The organism is Pseudoalteromonas sp. Angola-7 (assembly GCF_028599255.1).
In the GTDB taxonomy this organism is placed as follows: Bacteria; Pseudomonadota; Gammaproteobacteria; order Enterobacterales; family Alteromonadaceae; genus Pseudoalteromonas; species Pseudoalteromonas atlantica.
Map to the genome: position 1 here is coordinate 93,792 of NZ_JAQREL010000003.1, position 19,568 is coordinate 113,359.

Annotated in this window: 20 protein-coding genes and 1 pseudogene; 12 read left to right on the forward strand and 9 right to left on the reverse strand. The window is 40.3% G+C overall.

Annotation, left to right across the window (positions count from 1 at the left end; genetic code table 11):
- The first annotated feature begins 11 nt into the window (after positions 1–11).
- From PSH50_RS05385 to PSH50_RS05395, 3 genes are read left to right on the forward strand one after another with little or no spacing between them, the layout of a single operon-like run.
- A complete protein-coding gene (locus PSH50_RS05385; protein ID WP_273609345.1) occupies positions 12–251 on the forward strand; it encodes a DUF1653 domain-containing protein in 240 nt (79 codons plus the stop codon).
- Positions 252–303: 52 nt separating this feature from the next.
- Entirely contained in the window at positions 304–1,152 is an 849-nt protein-coding gene (locus PSH50_RS05390; protein WP_004586178.1) for a MoxR family ATPase, read from the forward strand.
- 1 nt (position 1,153) lies between these two features.
- Positions 1,154–2,341 carry a VWA domain-containing protein gene (locus PSH50_RS05395; protein ID WP_273609346.1) on the forward strand — a complete coding sequence of 396 codons (1,188 nt, stop codon included), beginning with the start codon at positions 1,154–1,156 and terminating at the stop codon, positions 2,339–2,341.
- A 34-nt stretch (positions 2,342–2,375) separates the two neighbouring features.
- Here the strand turns inward: PSH50_RS05395 and PSH50_RS05400 are convergent, their stop codons facing one another.
- From PSH50_RS05400 to tkt, 7 genes are all read right to left on the reverse strand, one after another.
- A complete protein-coding gene (locus PSH50_RS05400) occupies positions 2,376–3,107 on the reverse strand; it encodes a hypothetical protein (protein ID WP_273587454.1) in 732 nt (243 codons plus the stop codon).
- Between the two features lie 384 nt (positions 3,108–3,491).
- On the reverse strand, positions 3,492–3,908 hold the full coding sequence (locus PSH50_RS05405) for a GNAT family N-acetyltransferase (protein WP_273609347.1): 417 nt from the start codon (positions 3,906–3,908) through the stop codon (positions 3,492–3,494).
- A 17-nt stretch (positions 3,909–3,925) separates the two neighbouring features.
- A complete protein-coding gene (locus PSH50_RS05410) occupies positions 3,926–4,381 on the reverse strand; it encodes a GNAT family N-acetyltransferase (protein WP_138578998.1) in 456 nt (151 codons plus the stop codon).
- A gap of 71 nt (positions 4,382–4,452) precedes the next feature.
- Complete coding sequence (locus PSH50_RS05415) at positions 4,453–5,688, reverse strand: NRAMP family divalent metal transporter (protein WP_064385273.1); 1,236 nt, start codon at positions 5,686–5,688, stop codon at positions 4,453–4,455.
- Between the two features lie 142 nt (positions 5,689–5,830).
- Positions 5,831–6,187 (reverse strand): ribosome-associated translation inhibitor RaiA, encoded by a 357-nt coding sequence (gene raiA / locus PSH50_RS05420; protein ID WP_024033129.1) that lies wholly within the window; start codon positions 6,185–6,187, stop codon positions 5,831–5,833.
- A gap of 178 nt (positions 6,188–6,365) precedes the next feature.
- On the reverse strand, positions 6,366–6,680 hold the full coding sequence (locus PSH50_RS05425; protein ID WP_273609348.1) for a pyrimidine/purine nucleoside phosphorylase: 315 nt from the start codon (positions 6,678–6,680) through the stop codon (positions 6,366–6,368).
- 257 nt (positions 6,681–6,937) lie between these two features.
- The gene (gene tkt / locus PSH50_RS05430) at positions 6,938–8,929 is read right to left on the reverse strand and encodes a transketolase (RefSeq protein ID WP_273609349.1); all 1,992 of its coding nucleotides are present in this window, start codon (positions 8,927–8,929) and stop codon (positions 6,938–6,940) included.
- A gap of 304 nt (positions 8,930–9,233) precedes the next feature.
- Here tkt and metK point away from each other — a divergent pair, with 304 nt between their 5' ends.
- The 9 genes and pseudogenes from metK to PSH50_RS05475 all read left to right on the forward strand — a co-directional run.
- On the forward strand, positions 9,234–10,385 hold the full coding sequence (metK, locus tag PSH50_RS05435; protein ID WP_004586168.1) for a methionine adenosyltransferase: 1,152 nt from the start codon (positions 9,234–9,236) through the stop codon (positions 10,383–10,385).
- Positions 10,386–10,693: 308 nt separating this feature from the next.
- Positions 10,694–11,236 carry a hypothetical protein gene (locus PSH50_RS05440; RefSeq protein ID WP_248530648.1) on the forward strand — a complete coding sequence of 181 codons (543 nt, stop codon included), beginning with the start codon at positions 10,694–10,696 and terminating at the stop codon, positions 11,234–11,236.
- Positions 11,237–11,255: 19 nt separating this feature from the next.
- Positions 11,256–11,852, forward strand: coding sequence for a 5-formyltetrahydrofolate cyclo-ligase (locus PSH50_RS05445; RefSeq protein ID WP_256845392.1), 597 nt, complete (start codon positions 11,256–11,258; stop codon positions 11,850–11,852).
- 37 nt (positions 11,853–11,889) lie between these two features.
- The gene (gene rpiA / locus PSH50_RS05450) at positions 11,890–12,543 is read left to right on the forward strand and encodes a ribose-5-phosphate isomerase RpiA (RefSeq protein ID WP_273587449.1); all 654 of its coding nucleotides are present in this window, start codon (positions 11,890–11,892) and stop codon (positions 12,541–12,543) included.
- Between the two features lie 9 nt (positions 12,544–12,552).
- The gene (gene serA / locus PSH50_RS05455; protein ID WP_004586164.1) at positions 12,553–13,782 is read left to right on the forward strand and encodes a phosphoglycerate dehydrogenase; all 1,230 of its coding nucleotides are present in this window, start codon (positions 12,553–12,555) and stop codon (positions 13,780–13,782) included.
- Positions 13,783–13,920: 138 nt separating this feature from the next.
- Complete coding sequence (locus PSH50_RS05460) at positions 13,921–14,799, forward strand: ATP-binding protein (RefSeq protein WP_138576853.1); 879 nt, start codon at positions 13,921–13,923, stop codon at positions 14,797–14,799.
- Positions 14,800–14,812: 13 nt separating this feature from the next.
- Positions 14,813–15,157, forward strand: a complete 345-nt coding sequence (locus PSH50_RS05465; protein ID WP_138576855.1) for a DUF4325 domain-containing protein — start codon at positions 14,813–14,815, stop codon at positions 15,155–15,157.
- Positions 15,150–15,722, forward strand: a complete 573-nt coding sequence (locus PSH50_RS05470; RefSeq protein WP_138576857.1) for a hypothetical protein — start codon at positions 15,150–15,152, stop codon at positions 15,720–15,722. The genes PSH50_RS05465 and PSH50_RS05470 overlap by 8 nt, the downstream gene beginning before the upstream one ends.
- Before the next feature lie 587 nt (positions 15,723–16,309).
- A pseudogene (locus PSH50_RS05475) lies at positions 16,310–16,933 on the forward strand (NAD(P)-dependent oxidoreductase); the annotation flags it as partial.
- Positions 16,934–17,019: 86 nt separating this feature from the next.
- Here the strand turns inward: PSH50_RS05475 and PSH50_RS05480 are convergent.
- Positions 17,020–17,952 carry a hypothetical protein gene (locus PSH50_RS05480; protein ID WP_256845395.1) on the reverse strand — a complete coding sequence of 311 codons (933 nt, stop codon included), beginning with the start codon at positions 17,950–17,952 and terminating at the stop codon, positions 17,020–17,022.
- Between the two features lie 75 nt (positions 17,953–18,027).
- On the reverse strand, positions 18,028–19,413 hold the full coding sequence (radA, locus tag PSH50_RS05485; protein WP_004586161.1) for a DNA repair protein RadA: 1,386 nt from the start codon (positions 19,411–19,413) through the stop codon (positions 18,028–18,030).
- Between the last annotated feature and the right edge of the window lie 155 nt (positions 19,414–19,568).

Consider the following 19,568-nt stretch of genomic DNA (forward strand, 5'->3'; position numbering starts at 1 on the left):
GAGATCAAAACATGACTACAGTAATAAAACCGCTTTCCCTCAAACCAGGTATATATCAACACTACAAAGGCCCACAATACAAAGTATTTTACGTAGCAACACACAGTGAAACCGACGAGCAACTAGTTATATACCAAGCCCTGTATGGCGAGTACGGCATGTGGGCACGCCCACTAAGTATGTTTTTAGAAACCGTTGAAAAAGATGGACGCACTATTCCCCGCTTTGCCTACCTTGGAGCTGCAGATTAACTATGGCATTATAATCACATACAACACTGATCAGACCAGGCAAGGGGAACCCGTGCAATTTAATTCTACTGACAACTACATCGCTAGCAGCTCGCTTAAACAGGCTGTAAATGCCGCTATTATGCTTGAAAAGCCCTTATTAATTAAAGGTGAGCCAGGTACAGGTAAAACCATGCTGGCTGAAGAGCTTGCTAAAAGCTTAGATACAGAGCTTATTCAGTGGCACATTAAATCAACCACTAAAGCACAACAGGGCTTGTACGAATACGACGCGGTATCTCGCCTACGCGACAGCCAATTAGGCGATGAGCGCGTACATAACATTGGCAACTACATTGTTAAAGGCAAACTGTGGCAAGCGTTTAACTACGCTGAACTTAACGGCAAACGGCCAGTGCTTTTAATCGACGAAATAGACAAAGCCGACATCGAGTTCCCAAACGACTTACTGCTAGAGCTTGATAAAATGGAGTTTCACGTTTACGAAACTAACGAGCGCATTGTAGCGAAAGAACGCCCTATTGTGATCATCACGTCAAACAATGAAAAAGAACTACCAGATGCCTTTTTACGCCGCTGCTTTTTTCACTATATTGATTTTCCAAGCAGCGAAGAAATGCAGCAAATCGTTGATGTGCACTACCCTAACGTTAAACAAGATTTAGTACGCCAAGCACTCGAAGTATTTTTTAACTTACGTGAAGCCAACGGTCTTAAAAAGAAACCTTCCACCAGCGAACTGCTGGATTGGTTAAAGCTTTTAATGGCAGAAGATATAGACGCTAAAACACTGCACGATAAAGCGCAAAAAGGCGGCTTAATGCCGATGTTTGGCGCACTGCTTAAAAATGAGCAAGACATAAGCCTCATCGAAAAACTTGCGTTTATGAGTCGTCGCTAACATGCTAGTACAGTTTTTTTTCACGCTGCGCAAATACCGCTTACCGGTAAGCCTGCGCGAGCTACTCGATTTAATAAACGCCTTAAAAAAAGGCGTTATATTTGCCGATGTAGATGGCTTTTACCATTTAGCCCGCACCATAATGGTGAAAGACGAAACCCATTTTGACCGGTTCGACAAAGCCTTCAGCGACTATTTTAGCGGTATTGCCGACCTTGATTTGCTCGAAAGTTTAAAACAACAGCACAACTTACCTAAAGATTGGTTGCGTAAAGAGTTTGAAAAACACCTAAGCGATGAAGAAAAAGCCCAGCTAAAAGCCATGGGTGGGCTCGACGAGCTAATGAAAACCCTAAAGGAGCGTTTACAAGAGCAACAAAAACGCCACGCAGGCGGCAATAAATGGGTGGGCACCGGCGGTACATCACCTTTTGGTGCATACGGCTATAACCCAGAAGGCGTGCGTATAGGGCAAGACGGTAACCGTAATCGCCAAGCCGTAAAAGTGTGGGATAAGCGCGAATACCGCAATTTAGACTCTGATCGCGAAATTGGCTCTCGTACTATTAAACTCGCCCTTAAAAAATTACGTAAATTTGCCCGCACAGGCGCAAGTGACACCCTTGATTTAAACGAGACCATTCGCGCTACCGCCAAACAAGGCGGCATGCTGGATGTAAAAATGGCACCCGAGCGCCACAATGCCGTAAAAGTATTAATGCTGTTTGATATTGGCGGCTCAATGGATGACTACATTCATACTTGCGAAGAGCTATTTAGCGCAGCCCACAGTGAGTTTAAACATTTAGAGTTTTACTACTTTCATAACTGTTTATACGAGCACGTTTGGCAAGACAATGCGCGGCGCCATTCAAACATCATCGACACCATGACGCTGATTAATAAATTTACCAGCGACTACAAGGTCATATTTGTAGGTGATGCCACTATGGGCCCATACGAAATAGCGTACCCCGGCGGCTCAGTAGAGCACTACAATGAAGAGCCCGGCAGTGCATGGTTACAACGAATTACCAATCACTTTGATAAAGTCGCCTGGCTCAACCCACAACCTGTTGAACACTGGCCGTACTATCAATCAATTGATTTTATTAAGCAGCTGATGGATAACAGAATGTACCCGCTGAGTTTAGATGGAATAAGTAACGCGATAAAAGAGCTGAGTTAGTTTACGTAGCCCCATAAAAAAGTCTTTAATTCAACTAATCATGCAGCTCATTTAAAGGAGGGTATTCATAATGAAACAATTCTATTGTCTGAATTACAGTTGCTAAAAATCCAAATATTTTAAGAGTCATTGGTTTATCAACAATTAAAGCAATATGCCTACCATGTTGTAACCAATGGCGGTTTACATCTTTGGGTTCTTCAGACTCCTGAAAATCCAAAGGTTTAAAGTAGTAATCTAGAAGTCCACTTACAGATTTCAAAGAAGCACTTAATTCCAAGCCAAATTCTAGGGTCTTGAGTTTATCTTTAATTACTCTTTGGTTATAGCGCACTCTCTCTTTAGCATTAGGGGTATCATCTTCATATTCGAATAGTGATAATGCAGACTCTATTAATGTAACTACTCCTGGTAAACAGGCTTCAAAAAAACCACTTTTATAAGCCTTTATAAGGCTTTTTAGAAGATTTAATTGAAAACCATAAAAAACACTTTGCTCTTTAAGCACGTCAAAAATACCTGCTTCAAAACAATTAATGAAGCTGAGCACCTCTTCATTTTTTAATAGTCCATTTCTATGATCTATGTACTTATATCTGTATTCAGAGAAAGAGACTGTTTTTAAAAAAGGCAATCCAAAGTCTCGACTCAAAACATTCACACTTTCAACTAGATTATCTTTGTCTTCGCATTCAGTATAATTTTGTACATTTTTTATAGAGCTTTTTATACTTTCATAGTAATTTCGAACCTTCATCTCACTCATAAGCTTATTTCCTTTTAGTTGATGGGGGTAAATTAGAATATAGGAGCAGAATTAGTTAAACATAAAGTAAGTGTTAGCTATATAGTTCAATGTTATGGAGTGACATAACAAAAAACCACAGTAATTTTACCGTTCATCAATTGGTACTCTCCGCCCTCTTACTCAGCTTTCGAGCGTTACTACTGAAATGTGTCGGATGTTTACTATATTATGGGATGAGATCACAAAATAATAATGTATGAGTACGTAACGTAAGTTTTCCTTGTGAATGCGCTTTGGCATCATCAAGTGCTGTCGTTAATTCTGAAAATAAATCACGTTTTCTCATTCCCCCCCCCTAAAAGCGATTTTATTAATCTTGATTTCATGTAGCAATATTTATTATTACTTGCTAATAAACTTACACATTCCGAGCCCTAAACTATCGCCATCGCGTTTTACATAACCATATTGTGTATAAAATCTTTCTTTACCGTGAGCACTTAATAAAGCGATTGTAGCGCCATTAGGGCTGGTGCTGCTTAGGTAGTTTTCAATGTGGGTCATTACTAAATGACCAATGCCTTGTTTTTGATAGCTTGGCGCAACAATTATATCTTGAATATAAAAATACATTGCGCCATCACCAACCACTCTGCCAGTGCCTATCAACTTACCCGTGTCGTATACAGTGACCCAAAACAATGAGTTTTCGATGCTTGCTTTTAATGTTTTATCGTCAGGGTTTTGCCACTTTACTTGTGTACGTAAATTAGCAAATTCATCCTGTGCTGGAGCTTTCAGTTCAACGTTATAAACCATAATATCCCCTACTCACTTTAAAGCACTTTACTCATAAACAAGCTATACGGATCTTGCTCATAATTCCCAAATGGTTCGCATTTTTTAAAACCAAACTGAGTGTAAAGCTTTTGCGCGGGTAAAAACGCCTTTGCAGTGCCTGTTTCTAAACTTAACTTTTTATACCCTAGCAGTGTTGCTTGCTCAATAATATGCGTGAGTAACTTAGCGGCTATGCCTTGGCGTAAATAGTTGCTTGAGGTGCGCATTGATTTAATTTCGCCATGCGTTGTATTTAGTGCTTTTAAAGCACCAACACCCGCTAAATTATTATCAATCCATAAGCTATAAAAAGTTATATCAGGCTTTGTGAGTTTAGTTACATCCAGCGCATGTACGCTTTCAACAGGTGAGTGTTTTAGCATATCGTTATGATGCGCTTGTAGTAACTTTATAATGTGTGGGTTTGAAAGCGCGTCTGTTCTAATATCCATTTACACCCCATTTAATCCTTGAATTTAATGCTTTAGGGCTTTAATTAAAGCCCTAAAGCAAATAGCTATATTTAGGCTGCTAGCTTCCACACCACAAACGCAACAGCAAAACCAACTAAGTACACTAAGCCTAACCACGTTAAGCTGCGCAATAGTACGCTGTGTTTAATGGCGGGCTCTGAGCGCACTAGGCTAAAGTTAAGCCATGCAAAAACGGGGGTAGTGACAAAAGCAAGTGTCATAGCAAAGGTAAGCATTGGGCCAAGGGCCGATTTAAAAAATAAAATAACGGCCATACCGGCAAAGGCCTGCAGTACTAACCAAATATTTAAACTGTGTTTAGATTGCTTAAAGCCAAGTAGTTTATGTGACTCGTTAAGTGTACGTGCGTAGCCATCAAGCACGGTGAGTGTAGTGCCAAACATACATAAAAAAGCAATGGCTGATACAAGTGGCCTTGCCCACTCGCCAATAGTCAGTGCGTACATATCAATAAGCTGTTTAGCAAAGGCAACACCGCCAAGCTCAATACTGCTGCTTTGCCCATATTGCACCAGCACACCTAAGCTAAAAAATACCAATGCTAAACAGGCTGTTAGCCAATAGCCTACGTTAAAATCGAATAAGCCTTGGCTTTTAGTAACCGTTTGCTGAGTTTGTTTTTCTTTAAGCCAAAGCGAACTAAGCGCTGATATTTCTATGGGTGCCGGCATCCAGCCCATTAACGCGACCATAAAGCTCAGCATAGCCAACTCGTAAGGTGATGGGCCAATATAGTCAGCTGGTGCCATTGGGCCGTTACTAAATGCGATAACCAGTGCAATAACAGTAGCAAGCGTCAATAGCCCCATTATGCCTTTAGCAACGCTGTCGAGCGCTTTAAAGTGCCCAAGTAATAAAATAGCTAAACACACGGCCAATAATATCCAACACAGTAGCGTGACTTCTATCACTATTGGCAGCGCATAATGCAGCAAGCTTGCAGTCAGTAATAACACCCCTGCGGTATTAACTATGGCGGCCAGGATATTTAAGCCAATAAAACTATAAAAATAGACAGGGCCTTTATTTTTATAGCCTTCTACTAAACTGTTTTTGGTTGCTAGGGTGTATTCCATACCAAAGCGAAAAAATGGGTACTTTAATACATTAACAACGAGAATTAGCCAAAACAGTTGCCAGCCAAATAGCGCGCCAGCTTGAGTAGATGCAACTAAGTGAGAGCCGCCAATTGCTGCGGTTGCCATTAAGATACCAGGGCCTAGTGCGCCCAATCGAGATTTCCAAGAGGTGTGTGTTTGCTGCATTAATTTCTCAAATTATGTGTGTTATTCGCTCTGGTTATTAATTTTCATAATTAATAACACCGAAGGCTGCATAACTTACCTAAATTAAAGGCAATAAAAAAGAGCCGTAAGGCTCTTTTTTATAGTACTTTGGGACTAAATCTTATTTTAGTTCCATCTCTTGGATGATTTCGTGCGCTATTTCTGGCGTTGTGCTTACAGGCTTTTCGTGTAAATTTGCTTTTATTTGCCCTTTTCGATGTTTTAGTGCTGCATCGAGTTTTTTAGCTGCGCTTGCAATCGCCGGGTACATAACTTCGTTTTCCCCTTTTACCGATATACGCGCACCTTCGTAATTTGTGCTAATTTCTGCTTGGATTTTGTGATGCTCTTTAGACAATATAATGTCGAGTGCGATAAGTGATGGAAAGTGGCTCTCGATTTTTGAAAACTTTTCGTTGATATGCTCTCTAATAGAGTTAGTAACGTCTACATGGTGACCAGAAAGATTAATTTTCATAGGGTATCCTTTTATTTGTTACCTCATAAATAGTATTGGGGGCTATTTAGATTAACACAAGGAAAAAGCACTGATTTTTGAAATTAAATTGTTACTTAAACTGATTTAAATTATAAGTTGTGCAAAGTTTATGCAAAGCCCATAAAATATGGGCTTTCAGACGTCTAGCCTTTAGCGTTTAGTCTGTGTACGAACAGCAATAGTCAGCAAAATCACTCACTTTTACTTTAAAGCTAACATTGGCATCAACATTAAATGATTCGCCCGCCATAAATGTTTTCCACTGCGTTTCGCCAGGTAATAAAATGTCCCACTGGCCGCCTAATAGCTCCATGAGTTCTTTTTTACTGGTATCAAATACAAATTCACCTGGTTGCATAAAACCTAGCGTTTTGGTTGTGCCATCGTTAAATACCACGGTACGGCTTGATACTTTACCGTCAAAATACACGTTCGCTTTTTTAATTACGCTTACATTTTCAAACTGAGACATCCTCACTCCTGTTGTATTATTTTATTTAATCGGCCACCACCTTGCCTGATAGGTCATAGCCTTGCAAGAAAAGCGCTGTGAAAATTACTCATCTGAAATTAAAACTCAAAAGGCTTTAAGCCAAAAAAGTACTACGTATTTCAAGCAGTGTGATTCAAGTATCTTAAGGCTACTACGCCACTTTATAACTCAGTTAGCAAACAAAAAAGCCCGCCCTGTTTTACACAGGGCGGGCTTTTAAATATTAAAGCTAACTATTAAAACAGTTCGTTTGCTTTATTTACAATGTTCTCTACTGTAAAGCCAAAGTGCTCAAACAGCTCACCAGCAGGTGCCGACTCACCAAAGGTAGTCATACCTACTACTGCGCCATTTAGGCCCACGTACTTGTACCAGTAATCAGCAATACCAGCTTCTACTGCTACGCGGCGTGTAACGGCTGCCGGTAGTACGCTTTCTTTGTACTGTGCGCTTTGCTCTTCAAATACATCAGTACATGGCATAGATACAACACGTACCTTTTTACCTTGGTTGCGTAGCTCTGTTGCAGAGTCTTGTGCTAGTTGCACCTCAGAACCTGTTGCAATAATAATTAGCTCTGGCTCGCCGTCACAGCTAAGGATGTAACCACCCTTTTTAACATCAGCTAATTGCTGAGCGTCACGCGCTTGTTGCTCAAGGCCTTGGCGAGTAAAGATAAGTGATGTAGGACCGTCTTTACGCTCAATAGCTTGTTGCCATGCTATTGCCGACTCAACTTGGTCACACGGGCGCCAGTTGTATAAGTTTGGCGTTAAACGCATGCTCGCAATTTGCTCTACCGGTTGGTGAGTTGGACCGTCTTCACCTAGGCCGATTGAATCATGCGTGTATACAAAAATGCTTGGTTGCTTCATTAGTGCAGCCATACGTACCGCATTTTTTGCGTATTCAACAAACATTAAGAACGTTGCACCGTAAGGAATAAAGCCTTTATGAAGGGCAATACCATTCATAATTGCCGACATACCAAACTCACGTACACCGTAGTAAACGTAGTTACCGCTTGCATCGTCTGCAGTTAGCCCTTTAGAGCCATCCCAAATTGTTAAGTTTGATCCAGCTAAATCGGCTGAGCCACCCATGAATTCTGGTAATAACGGGCCAAATGCATTTAATGCATTTTGCGACGCTTTACGAGATGCAGGGTTTGCAGGGTTTGCTTGTAGTTGCTCTATGTACGCTTGAGATTTTTCAGCCCAATCGCCTGGAAGTTCGTTATTAATACGGCGCTTATATTCAGCTGCAAGCTCTGGGAATGCCTTTGCGTATGCTGCAAATTTTTCGTCCCAGCTAGATTCAAGCTGTTGACCTTTTTCTTTGCTATCCCACTGTGCGTAAATATCATCAGGGATTTCAAATGCACCGCCAGACCAGCCTAAAAATTCGCGAGACGCTGTAATTTCGTCATCACCTAATGGCGCGCCGTGACAATCGTGGCTACCAGATTTATTAGGTGAACCGTAACCAATCACTGTTTTACAACAAATTAGTGATGGTTTGTCGGTAACACTTTGAGCCTCTGCTATTGCAGCACTAACAGCATCGCTGTCGTGGCCATCAACGTCACTTATTACATGCCAGCCGTACGCTTTAAAGCGTGCTGGTGTATCGTCGCTAAACCAACCTTCAACTTCACCATCGATTGAAATACCGTTGTCATCCCAAAAAGCCACTAACTTGCCAAGGCCTAATGTGCCAGCAAGTGAACATGCTTCATGAGAAATACCTTCCATTAAACAACCGTCACCCATAAATGCATATGTGTAGTGATCAACAATGTCGTGGCCTTCACGGTTAAATTGTGCAGCAAGCGCTTTTTCAGCAATCGCCATACCTACCGCGTTTGTGATCCCCTGACCTAGTGGACCCGTAGTAGTTTCAATTCCCGGTGCATAACCGTACTCAGGGTGGCCTGGCGTTTTAGAATGCATTTGACGGAAGTTTTTAATTTCATCAAGTGGTAAGTCGTAACCAGTTAGGTGCAATAGAGAATAGATAAGCATTGAACCGTGGCCATTTGAAAGAATAAATCTGTCACGGTCAGCCCACTCTGGATTAGTTGGATTATGCTTTAGATAATCGCGCCATAATACTTCTGCGATATCGGCCATGCCCATAGGGGCTCCAGGGTGGCCAGATTTGGCCTTTTGTACTGCGTCCATTGACAAGACGCGAATAGCATTTGCAAGTTCTTTGCGAGATGGCATGAATTCTCCTACCTTTATGTGTATTTGCGCGGGTACTTATGTGTTCGTTAATACCCTTAAGTAACTTAAGAGCTGTTATAGCAACCATTCTTACTTAATGTGGGTGCACTGTGCAATTAAAAACCCCATAAAAATGGGCTATTATGAATATTTTTTAAGACCAAAAAGTTATTACTCATTTTATTTAGACGTCTAGGCGTAAAAACACTATGCAAGGTGTTTTGTTTTAGATAAAATACGCCCCTTAATTTTTTAGCGCTAATACCGACGTTTGTGAAGCGCAATATTTGTGAGCAGAAATACAATGGCAAAACATTTATTTACTTCTGAATCTGTTTCTGAAGGTCATCCGGATAAAATCGCCGATCAAATCTCTGATGCGGTACTTGATGCTATCCTAGAGCAAGACTCTCATGCCCGTGTTGCGTGCGAAACTTACGTAAAAACCGGTATGGTTATGGTTGGTGGTGAAATTACCACTAGCGCATGGGTTGATATTGAAGAAATTACACGTAAAACAGTACGTGAAATTGGCTACACGCATTCAGACATGGGTTTCGATGCAGACTCGTGTGCAATTTTAAACACAATTGGTAAGCAGTCTCCTGATATTAACCAAGGTGTTGACCGTACTAGCCCAGAAGAACAAGGTGCTGGCGACCAAGGCTTAATGTTTGGTTATGCATGTAACGAAACAGAAGTACTAATGCCTGCGCCAATTACTTACTCGCACCGTTTAGTACAGCGCCAAGCGCAAGTACGTAAAAGCGGCGAGCTTAACTGGTTACGCCCAGATGCAAAATCTCAAGTAACTTTTGCATACGAAAACGGCAAGCCTGTAGGTATTGATGCAGTTGTACTTTCTACTCAGCACGCTGAAGAAATTTCGCAAAATGACTTAGTAGAAGCCGTGATGGAAACCATCATTAAGCCGGTACTTCCTGCCGAGCTTATTACTAGCGCGACTAAATTTTTCATTAACCCAACGGGTCGTTTTGTAATTGGCGGACCAATGGGCGATTGTGGTTTAACAGGTCGTAAAATTATCGTAGATACATACGGTGGTATGGCACGTCACGGTGGTGGTGCTTTCTCAGGTAAAGATCCATCAAAAGTTGACCGCTCAGCTGCATACGCTGCACGTTACGTAGCTAAAAACGTAGTGGCTGCAGGCCTTGCTGATAAGTGTGAGCTACAAGTATCTTACGCAATTGGTGTAGCAGAGCCTACCTCTATCAGCGTTGAAACCTTTGGTACAAGCAAGCTTGAAGAAGGTCGTTTAATTGAGCTTATTCGTGAGCACTTTGACCTACGCCCTTACGGCTTAATTCAAATGCTTGATTTAGAGCGCCCAATTTACCAACCAACAGCGGCATACGGTCACTTTGGTCGTGACGAATTCCCATGGGAACGTACAGATAAAGCAGACGCACTTCGCGCAGCTGCTGGCCTTTAAGCCAAAATGCATTAAATAATAAACGGCCCTTTTAAGGGCCGTTTTTATATCTAAAGCAAAGGCTAATTATACTATTTATATCAATTGCATTAATTTAGTTGTTTATCGTAGCACCCAATAAATAGTGCAATAACAAAGGAATTTACGGCGTACAGTTATTTTATATAAATAATTTTAACGCAATCAGTGCGCTCTTTAATACGCTAAACTAATCGTGTTTTGAATTAAATTGGTATTAGCTAGCCCTCGAATTTCGTACGGTTTTAGGTATATACTCTTTGCATAATAAAAGCTTAAGGGATAAGTAAATGGCCAATAATTTTCGCGTTATGTTTGTAGGACTCGCCGAGGGCACTGAGGCTAAAACGGCCTGCGTTAATTTAGCAAGTAAGCTAAAAACGTCTGAAGATAAAGTAACTCAGTTTTTTAATGGCAAAGCACTCTTTGCACCTAGCAATAAAGACAAAGCCTTAAAGCAGGCCAAATTACTGGCAAGCCTAGGCATTAAAAGTAAGTTACAAGCCACAGGTGAGCTACCCACTCAAAGCCCTAGCGCAGCTAGTCAGCGTGATGAACGGATTTTTGATGCCCTTGATTACATAACGAGCAGCCTGATCCGCCTAGAAGAAAAACTAGAAGAGCTAGAACAAAGGCTTCCAACCAATGAGCTAAAAAGCCCTACAGACGAAAGCGATGACTGGCAAGAAGATGATCTTATGCTTGACGAGCAGCTCGATGAACCCGTTAAAACGCGTAGCAATACTTTGTTATATTCACTGATTGCCACTGCCGTTTTACTACTTATTGTGCTTGCTGTTTACTTAGCTTTTCCTGATTTAGTGTCTAATTAATCAAAGGTGCGTAATTACAATGAGCAATAAACGTACACACATACGCCAATCTATTCGCCAATTACGCAATAATCTATCAAAAAAACAGCAAGAAAAAGCCGCGGCACAGCTAAAGTTGAATTTTACTCAACAGCTAAATAGCGATAAAACAGCTTCAAAAAAACAAATAGCCATTTACTTTAGTAACGATGGAGAATTAGATACCTCATTGTTAATTAATGAGTTATGGCAACAAGGCCACACCCTTTACTTACCCGTTATACACCCATTTAATGGGGCTACTTTGCTGTTTCAACGCTATGAAAAAAACTCACCCATGAGGGCAAATCGCTATGGTATCTTGGAGCCTAAGCTGAACTGCTCTCAAATATGCCCATTAACTGATTTAGATTACTTACTGATGCCACTTGTAGCATTTGATAATCAAGGTAACAGATTAGGAATGGGGGGTGGATTTTACGATAAAACACTGGCGCAATTACACGCTTACAATTGGCAAAAACCGCAACTTATAGGCTTAGCACACAGCTGCCAAAAAGTAGATGCACTGCCGATTGAATCGTGGGATGTTCCACTTAAAACCATTATTACTCCCGATAAAATTTATCACTGGTAATAAACACCCACTACACATTTGAAATATGAGCATAACAATGACGCAAGACGAATTAAAAAAAGCAGCTGCGTGGGCTGCACTCGAGTTTGTAAAAGAAAACACCATTGTTGGTGTGGGGACAGGCTCTACCGTAAATCATTTTATTGATGCCCTAGGCACAGTAAAAGGCACCATAACGGGTGCGGTATCTAGCTCTGAGGCTTCAACAGCGCGTTTACACGCGTTAGGTATTGAAGTGTTTGAGCTAAACGATGTAGATGCTCTTGATGTATACGTAGACGGCGCAGATGAAATTAATGCCCAAAACGAAATGATCAAAGGCGGCGGCGCAGCACTTACCCGCGAAAAAATAGTTGCAGCCGTTGCAAAACAATTTGTTTGTATTGTTGATGACACAAAATTAGTAGATACATTGGGTGATTTTCCGCTTCCGGTAGAAGTTATACCCATGGCACGCAGCTACGTAGCGCGTGAATTATTAAAACTTGGTGGCGACCCTGTGTACCGCCAAGGCGTAGTAACCGATAACGGTAACGTTATTTTAGATGTACACAATTTAAGTATTAGTAATGCCAAACAACTTGAAACACAAATTAATTCAATTGTTGGCGTAGTTACCAACGGCCTATTTGCGATGCGCGGCGCTGATAAAGTGATTATCGGCACTAAAAATGGGCCACAAATTAAATAGGATGAGGTTATGAGTAAGGTATCGTTAGCAAAAGACAAAATTAAAATTCTCTTGCTTGAAGGTGTTCACCAAAGCGCAGTAGAAACGCTTAAACGTAATGGTTACAGCAACATCGACTACGTAAAAACATCGCTACCTGAGGACGAACTTAAAGAGCGTATTAAAGATGTGCACTTTGTAGGGCTTCGTTCTCGTACTCATATTAACCAAGCAGTTTTAGACTCAGCTGAAAAGCTAGTAGCCATTGGTTGTTTTTGTATTGGTACTAACCAAGTTGACTTAAACTCAGCTCGCGAGCGCGGTATTGCGGTATTTAATGCACCGTTTTCAAACACTCGTTCAGTGGCTGAACTTGTACTTGGCGAAATACTATTACTATTACGTGGTATTCCAGAGCGTAATGCAGCAGCTCACCGTGGCGGCTGGTTAAAAACAGCAACCGGCTCGTTTGAAGCGCGCGGTAAAACGCTCGGGATTATTGGTTACGGCCACATAGGTACACAGCTTGGTATTATGGCCGAAAACATAGGTATGAACGTAGAGTATTACGACATTGAAGATAAGCTCTCTTTAGGTAATGCAACACAAATTCATAACCTAACACAGCTTTTACAGCGCGCTGATATTATTAGTTTACACGTACCAGAAACACCGCAAACTAAAAACCTAATTGGCACAGCAGAACTTGCCGTAATGAAGCAAGGATCAATACTAATTAACGCTTCACGCGGTACTGTAGTGGATATTGATGCACTTGCCGAAGCACTTAGCGAGAAAAAGCTAAGCGGCGCAGCTATTGATGTATTCCCTGTTGAGCCAAAATCTAACGAAGAAGAATTTGTATCGCCACTGCGTGAATTCGACAACGTTATTTTAACGCCGCACATTGGTGGCTCAACCCAAGAAGCGCAAGAAAACATTGGTATTGAAGTAGCCGGTAAATTAGCTAAATACTCAGATAATGGTTCAACTATTACAGCGGTTAACTTCCCTGAGGTTTCGCTACCAGAGCTTGCTAACCGTAGCCGCTTATTGCACGTACACCACAACCGCCCTGGCGTACTTACGCAAATTAACCAAGCGTTTGCCCAGCACGGTATTAACATTGCCGCTCAGTACTTACAAACTGATGAATCAATTGGTTATGTAGTTATTGACGTAGATACCGATCAGTCAGAAGTTGCACTTAAAGAGCTAAGCGCAGTTGAAGGCACTATCCGAGCCCGTATATTGCACTAGGCTAAACCTATTAACTAAAAGTCTTGCTTCACTTACTTTCAGGCGTTTTTTATTTTCAGCAAATATGCCTAATGCTTTTGATTTACAAGTATATTTAATATAAATTAAACTTTGACATGTATTTTTGGGTTTAGCTTTATGGAAAGAGAATATATAGATTGTGGAGGGGAATTAAGCTTTACAAACCCGAATCTCAGAGATGAAACTATAAAGCTATTATTAAAAATAGAGCATTTAGGTGATAAAAAGCGTTTCTTACTAGACTTTACAAATTGTGAAAAGATATGCGCATTAACTGCATTATACCTTTTTGCAATTGTTACTGGTAGACAACACTATAGCTCAAAAAAGATATGTACAATTAAGCTACCGAAATATAAGCTACTTAGAAGAGAAATGGAGCATCTGGGGTTTACTGAAGCATTATGTATTGCTAAAAAAGGTAAGTTAGTAGACTTATGGAGCCAGTCGAGTTTTGTTTGTGGAAATTTAAGTAACACGACACTCCTTAAAGATGCAATGAAGCGAGAATTGGGTCTGAGCAAACTACCAGACAAACTAGCCACTGCAATTAAAGAAACTTGCTTAAATGTTTACCATCACGCTTATGGTAAACCAACGCGTTTATTAGATGTTCAATGGTGGTCATACTTTTATAAAGATAATGATGAGTTTGGTGAGTATGTTGATATTGGTATTTGCGATAGAGGTTTAGGTATACCTTCAACCATTAAACCTTTATACCAGATAGGAAAGCCTGATGACTCTTACCTTATTAGACAAGCAATGAAAGCTTCTATTACTTCTACTAGACAAACAGATAGGGGGAAGGGTTCAACAGACATCATAAAACCAATTAAGTTCATGAAAAACTGTAATGATAAATTGCTAGTCTTAAGTGGAAATACAGGTATTTATTACAGGATGTCTAACGCGGAATTGGTTGACTCCAAACTCCAAGAATTTAAAAACCCAATAAAGGGGACTCTAGTTCAATGGCGACTATATTTGAACTAAATAAGGACTTTACATGACTATATCAGTGAAAGTAAGCGATTATACACTCGAACCACTCGGCAGGTACCATGAAGATGGTCCTGGTAATGGGGAAGATTTTAGAAAAGATTATTTAGTTCCCCACTTAAGAAATGGTGCTCGAATCGATGTTTATTTGGATGGAATTAATGATGAGTATGGCTCTTCTTTTATAGTCGAAGCTTTCGCTAACCTAATTAGGTGTGAAAAATTTGAGCCGCTATTTGTGTTTCAGCATTTAAATTTAATTAGTGAACATAATGACTGGAAAGAAGAAATAAAATTTTATATGCATGAAGCTGAAAGAGAATATAACTCTAAACGAGACACCAATGTTTGACTTACTATCTAAAATATTACCAATCATTATTGGCTGGTACATCATTTTAGACAGCAGTCGGCATATTACATCAAGAAATGAAGCTAAAAGTGCTATTGAAGACATATTAAAAAAGATTGAAGACTGCTTGACTGAGTCACTGAAGGATTGGCAAGCACATTGTAAAGAAGTGCATGAAAAGCAAGAGAACGCTGTTATTTTAAATATTCAAATGATGAAATTTACTAGAATTAAAAACCTTAATTCTCAGCTAGCAAGATATGCTATAACTGAATTAAAAACAAGCCAAATAATTGATATTAAAAAAGTTCTAACAACTTCTCCTCCTTGGAAAGAGTTTGATAACGCTACTGACAAACAAAACTTTTTACTAAAAAAACTAGAGTTATCAAAGTCTGTCCAGTCCAAAATAACAAAGCTATTATATGACGAATTTTATAATAAATACCCACCAGTAATAAAACCTTTTATTTCGACTAAGTTCAAAGAATTAATAATTTGGCCATCACTCATCCTTATTCTTTTGCTTATATATCTGGAAGCATTAAATATTATCTTCTTATAACTTTAAAAGCTTCTAGTACAACTAGACTGACACTTACTTTAAATATCACCTAAAAGTAGCGGTAAATAAGTTCACATAAAATCAATTTACCGCCTACAACTCATTCAAAGTTACATCTATGATTCTCTCGGGAAGCTTTTATTCTACAACTCCTAAATTACTGACATGCTGACCCTTGCCTTGGGACAATATTTGATGTTTTTTTTTGGGTATAAAAACTAGGCCAGTAGTTTTCGCTATTGCTAATGTTGCAACGACACCCTACCAACAGTCCATTAAACACGTGGGTAAATTACGTAGTCAGTTTTAACTAGTTTTCGGAGCTATATTTTTACGCTCTGATAATGGTAAATGATTACCTTCTATATAACACCGTTTACCCTCTTTAATACAGCGCCCTATTAATTCAATTAGTTCAAGATACGATTTAACTCAAAAGGCAGGCCTTTCGGCATTATCTGACGCACCATACCAGCAAAATGTAATAACTCTTTAGGTTGCTTACCAGTTGCAGTGCTTTTAATACCTTTTTACACGTTGGTGTAGATTGATTTCTCTATGGTGTTAGTTATTTGGGCGAAAATTTAGATGGATCGTTTGAAGCTCTTGGTAAAACGCTTGGTATTATTGGCTATGACCACATTGGTGGTGCTAAAGCTTCATTAATGAAGCAAGGCTCTATTTTGATCAATGCTTCACGCGGGACTGTGGTAGATATTGATGCACTAGCCGAAGCACTTAGCGAGAAAAAACTCAGCGGCGCTGCTATTGATGTATTTCCTGTTGAGCCAAAGTCTAACGAAGAAGAATTTGTATCGCCACAGCGTGAATTCGACAACGTTATTTTAACGCCGCACATTGGTGGTTCAACCCAAGAAGCGCAAGAAAACATTGGTATTGAAGTAGCCGGTAAATTAGCTAAATACTCAGATAATGGTTCAACTATTACAGCGGTTAACTTCCCTGAGGTTTCGCTACCAGAGCTTGCTAACCGTAGCCGCTTATTGCACGTACACCACAACCGCCCTGGCGTACTTACGCAAATTAACCAAGCATTTGCCCAGCACGGTATTAACATTGCCGCTCAGTACTTACAAACTGATGAATCAATTGGTTATGTAGTTATTGACGTAGATACCGATCAGTCAGAAGTTGCACTTAAAGAGCTAAGTGCAGTAGAAGGTACAATTAGAGCGCGTATTCTTCACTAAGCTATCAGCTAAAATAATAAAAGCCGTACTTGATTAATCAAGTACGGCTTTTTTGTATTAAACTGGCTGGTGAGAGCTGTTCGCTATTACTCGCCTTTAACTTCTAAATTAACAAATTTAACTAGCTCTTCAGGCTGGCCAGCTAACATCATTATTTGCTGGTTTACTTCCATCATGGTTTTACCTTCAGGCAATTTTGCCGATATGCTTAATGAGTTTAAACCTTTGGCAAAATCAGTCAGCGCCTGTGCAATTTCTTCAGTTACGGGAGCTTGCTGTAACTGTTGCTGTAGCGTCATTTGCATTTGCTCAAGCGTCATACCTTGTTTTTCAAGCTCGCTCACAAATAGCTCTTTTAATTTGCCTTGGTTATTAAGTACTAAATTAATATTTCGTGGCTCAAGCTTACTCATAGCTTGCATAACTAAGGTTTGCTGTTGTAACTCTTGCTCGTACGTAAGCGGCGTGTCACCTGCTTCTTGCTGTGCTTTGCTTATCGCAAGGGATGCGTCCATTAATGCTTTAGAATTGGCAAGGCCTACATCCATATTAAAACTAGCAATATCTTTTGCATCTAGTTTTAAAACTACGTCACTGTCGCCAGATTGTTCATCGTAATCGAGCGATGAGCTTAAGTCGTAACTTGCAGAGGCAAGCATTTCGTTTGTATCAGCAGGTAGTTTTGCTACAAAGTCTTTATCGAACTGAAAGCTTTTTACTGTAAACGATGTATGTGGCGATATTTTATCGGTTTCGTAACCGGTTACTTCAATACTTTGAATATGCGCTACGTTATCACCTTCAGGGCTAATTACTTCCATGTTAGTAATTTCAACACTTTTAGAAATAACACTTGCCGATAAACCCGCGTATTTAAATGTTGCACCGGTTTGATCGCTCACTAAAGCAAGCTGCTTGTCTACTTCGGTACGTACTTCTTGAGTTGCTACATAGTTTGCGTAGCTAACACCGCCTACGCCGGCTGCAACGATGGCTATGGCTATTACGAGTTTTTTCATGCTATTTCCTTATTCTGTTCTGTATATAAATTGTGTTTGCTCAAGAGTAACATTGCACAGCAGCCGCTGTAAGCGTTAATTAATTAAACTCAGTAACTCGTGCACGGTTTTTACTGGCGTAATTTTAGCCCCTAGTCCTTCCATCGATTTATGGTAATTACGAAACGGGATAAATATTTCAGTAAACCCATGCTGAGCCGCTTCTTTAACCCGTGGTACACCGCTGTCGATTGGGCGCACATCGCCGTTTAAACTAAGCTCTCCCATAATGCAGGTTGTACGCGGTACAACAAACTCGTTTAAGCTGCTTAAAAGCGCAGTTACTAACGCTAAATCAATACAGGTTTCGGTTTCATCGATTCGTAAGCCGCCCACAATATTAAAAAACGTATCGTGAAATATTTTAGTTTTGGTGTGTTTGCGTAAAATACCAGTGAGCATTTTTATTCGGTTCATGTTTAAACCCACGCACACACGCTGCGGAAATTCGGCTTCAGTTTCGGTGGTTAAACATTGAATTTCGAGCAACAAATTACGGTTACCTTTTCGGATACACGTAATAGTAGAGCCTGGTGATTCAGTACTTGATCCCGATAAAAAAATCTCGCTGGGGTTATCAACACTTAGCATGCCGCGTTCGCACATTTTAAAAATGCCTACGGTATCAATATCACCAAAACGGTTTTTGTTAGCTCTAAGCGTACGTACCTGTCCATCATTCGTGTCAATGTGCAATAAGGCATCCACTATATGCACTAATGTTTGCGGCCCTGCAATTTCGTTGTTTTTATTTACATGGGCAATAATAAACATAGTGACATCGTTTTGCTTACAATACTGAGTAAGCGCTTGCGCGGCACTTTTTACTTGCGAAGGCGAACCGGGGCTGCCATTTGCAGTGTCGGTTACAACCGCCTGAATAGAGTCGATAACAGCAAACTTAATTTTATTTTTATCAAGCTCTTCAATAATGGTTTCTACGCTAGTTTCAGAAAGTAAATAAAGCTCATCGGCGTTATAGTTAAGCTTTAAGCGGTTTACACGGTTTTTAAACTGCGACAACGACTCCTCAGCAGTACAGTAAAGTGATGGCATACGCTGCGACATTCTGGCTACTAAATCTGATAACAGCGTTGTTTTACCTGCCCCTGGGTCGCCCGATATAATATTAACCGAGCCCGTGGTTACGCCGCCGCTTAGTACACGGTCAAGCTCGCCTATTTCTGTTAGCTGCTTTTCGGCCTCGGTGGTGGCTACATCATCAATTTTTTTAGAGCCACCACCAATACCACCTGCATAACCACCAACGGTTGCTCGCGCAGCGGCTTTTTTACTTTGCCCTGCAGAGGGTTTAAATTCTGCCAACGTGTTCCACGCACCACAGCGACACTGACCTTGCCAACGTTGGTAGTTCATACCACACTCTGTACAAACAAATTCTACTTTTGCCGCCTTAGCCATTTATAACCTTACCTACTATTCTTTAATTTAAAATGCATACATTTAGTTGTTTATTTTATCATGGGGAGAACGACATAGCAGCGCTACATTGCTAAAGCCAATCAAGGAACTATATTAGAAACAAACACATGTAATTTTCTCTTTTACTTTAAGTT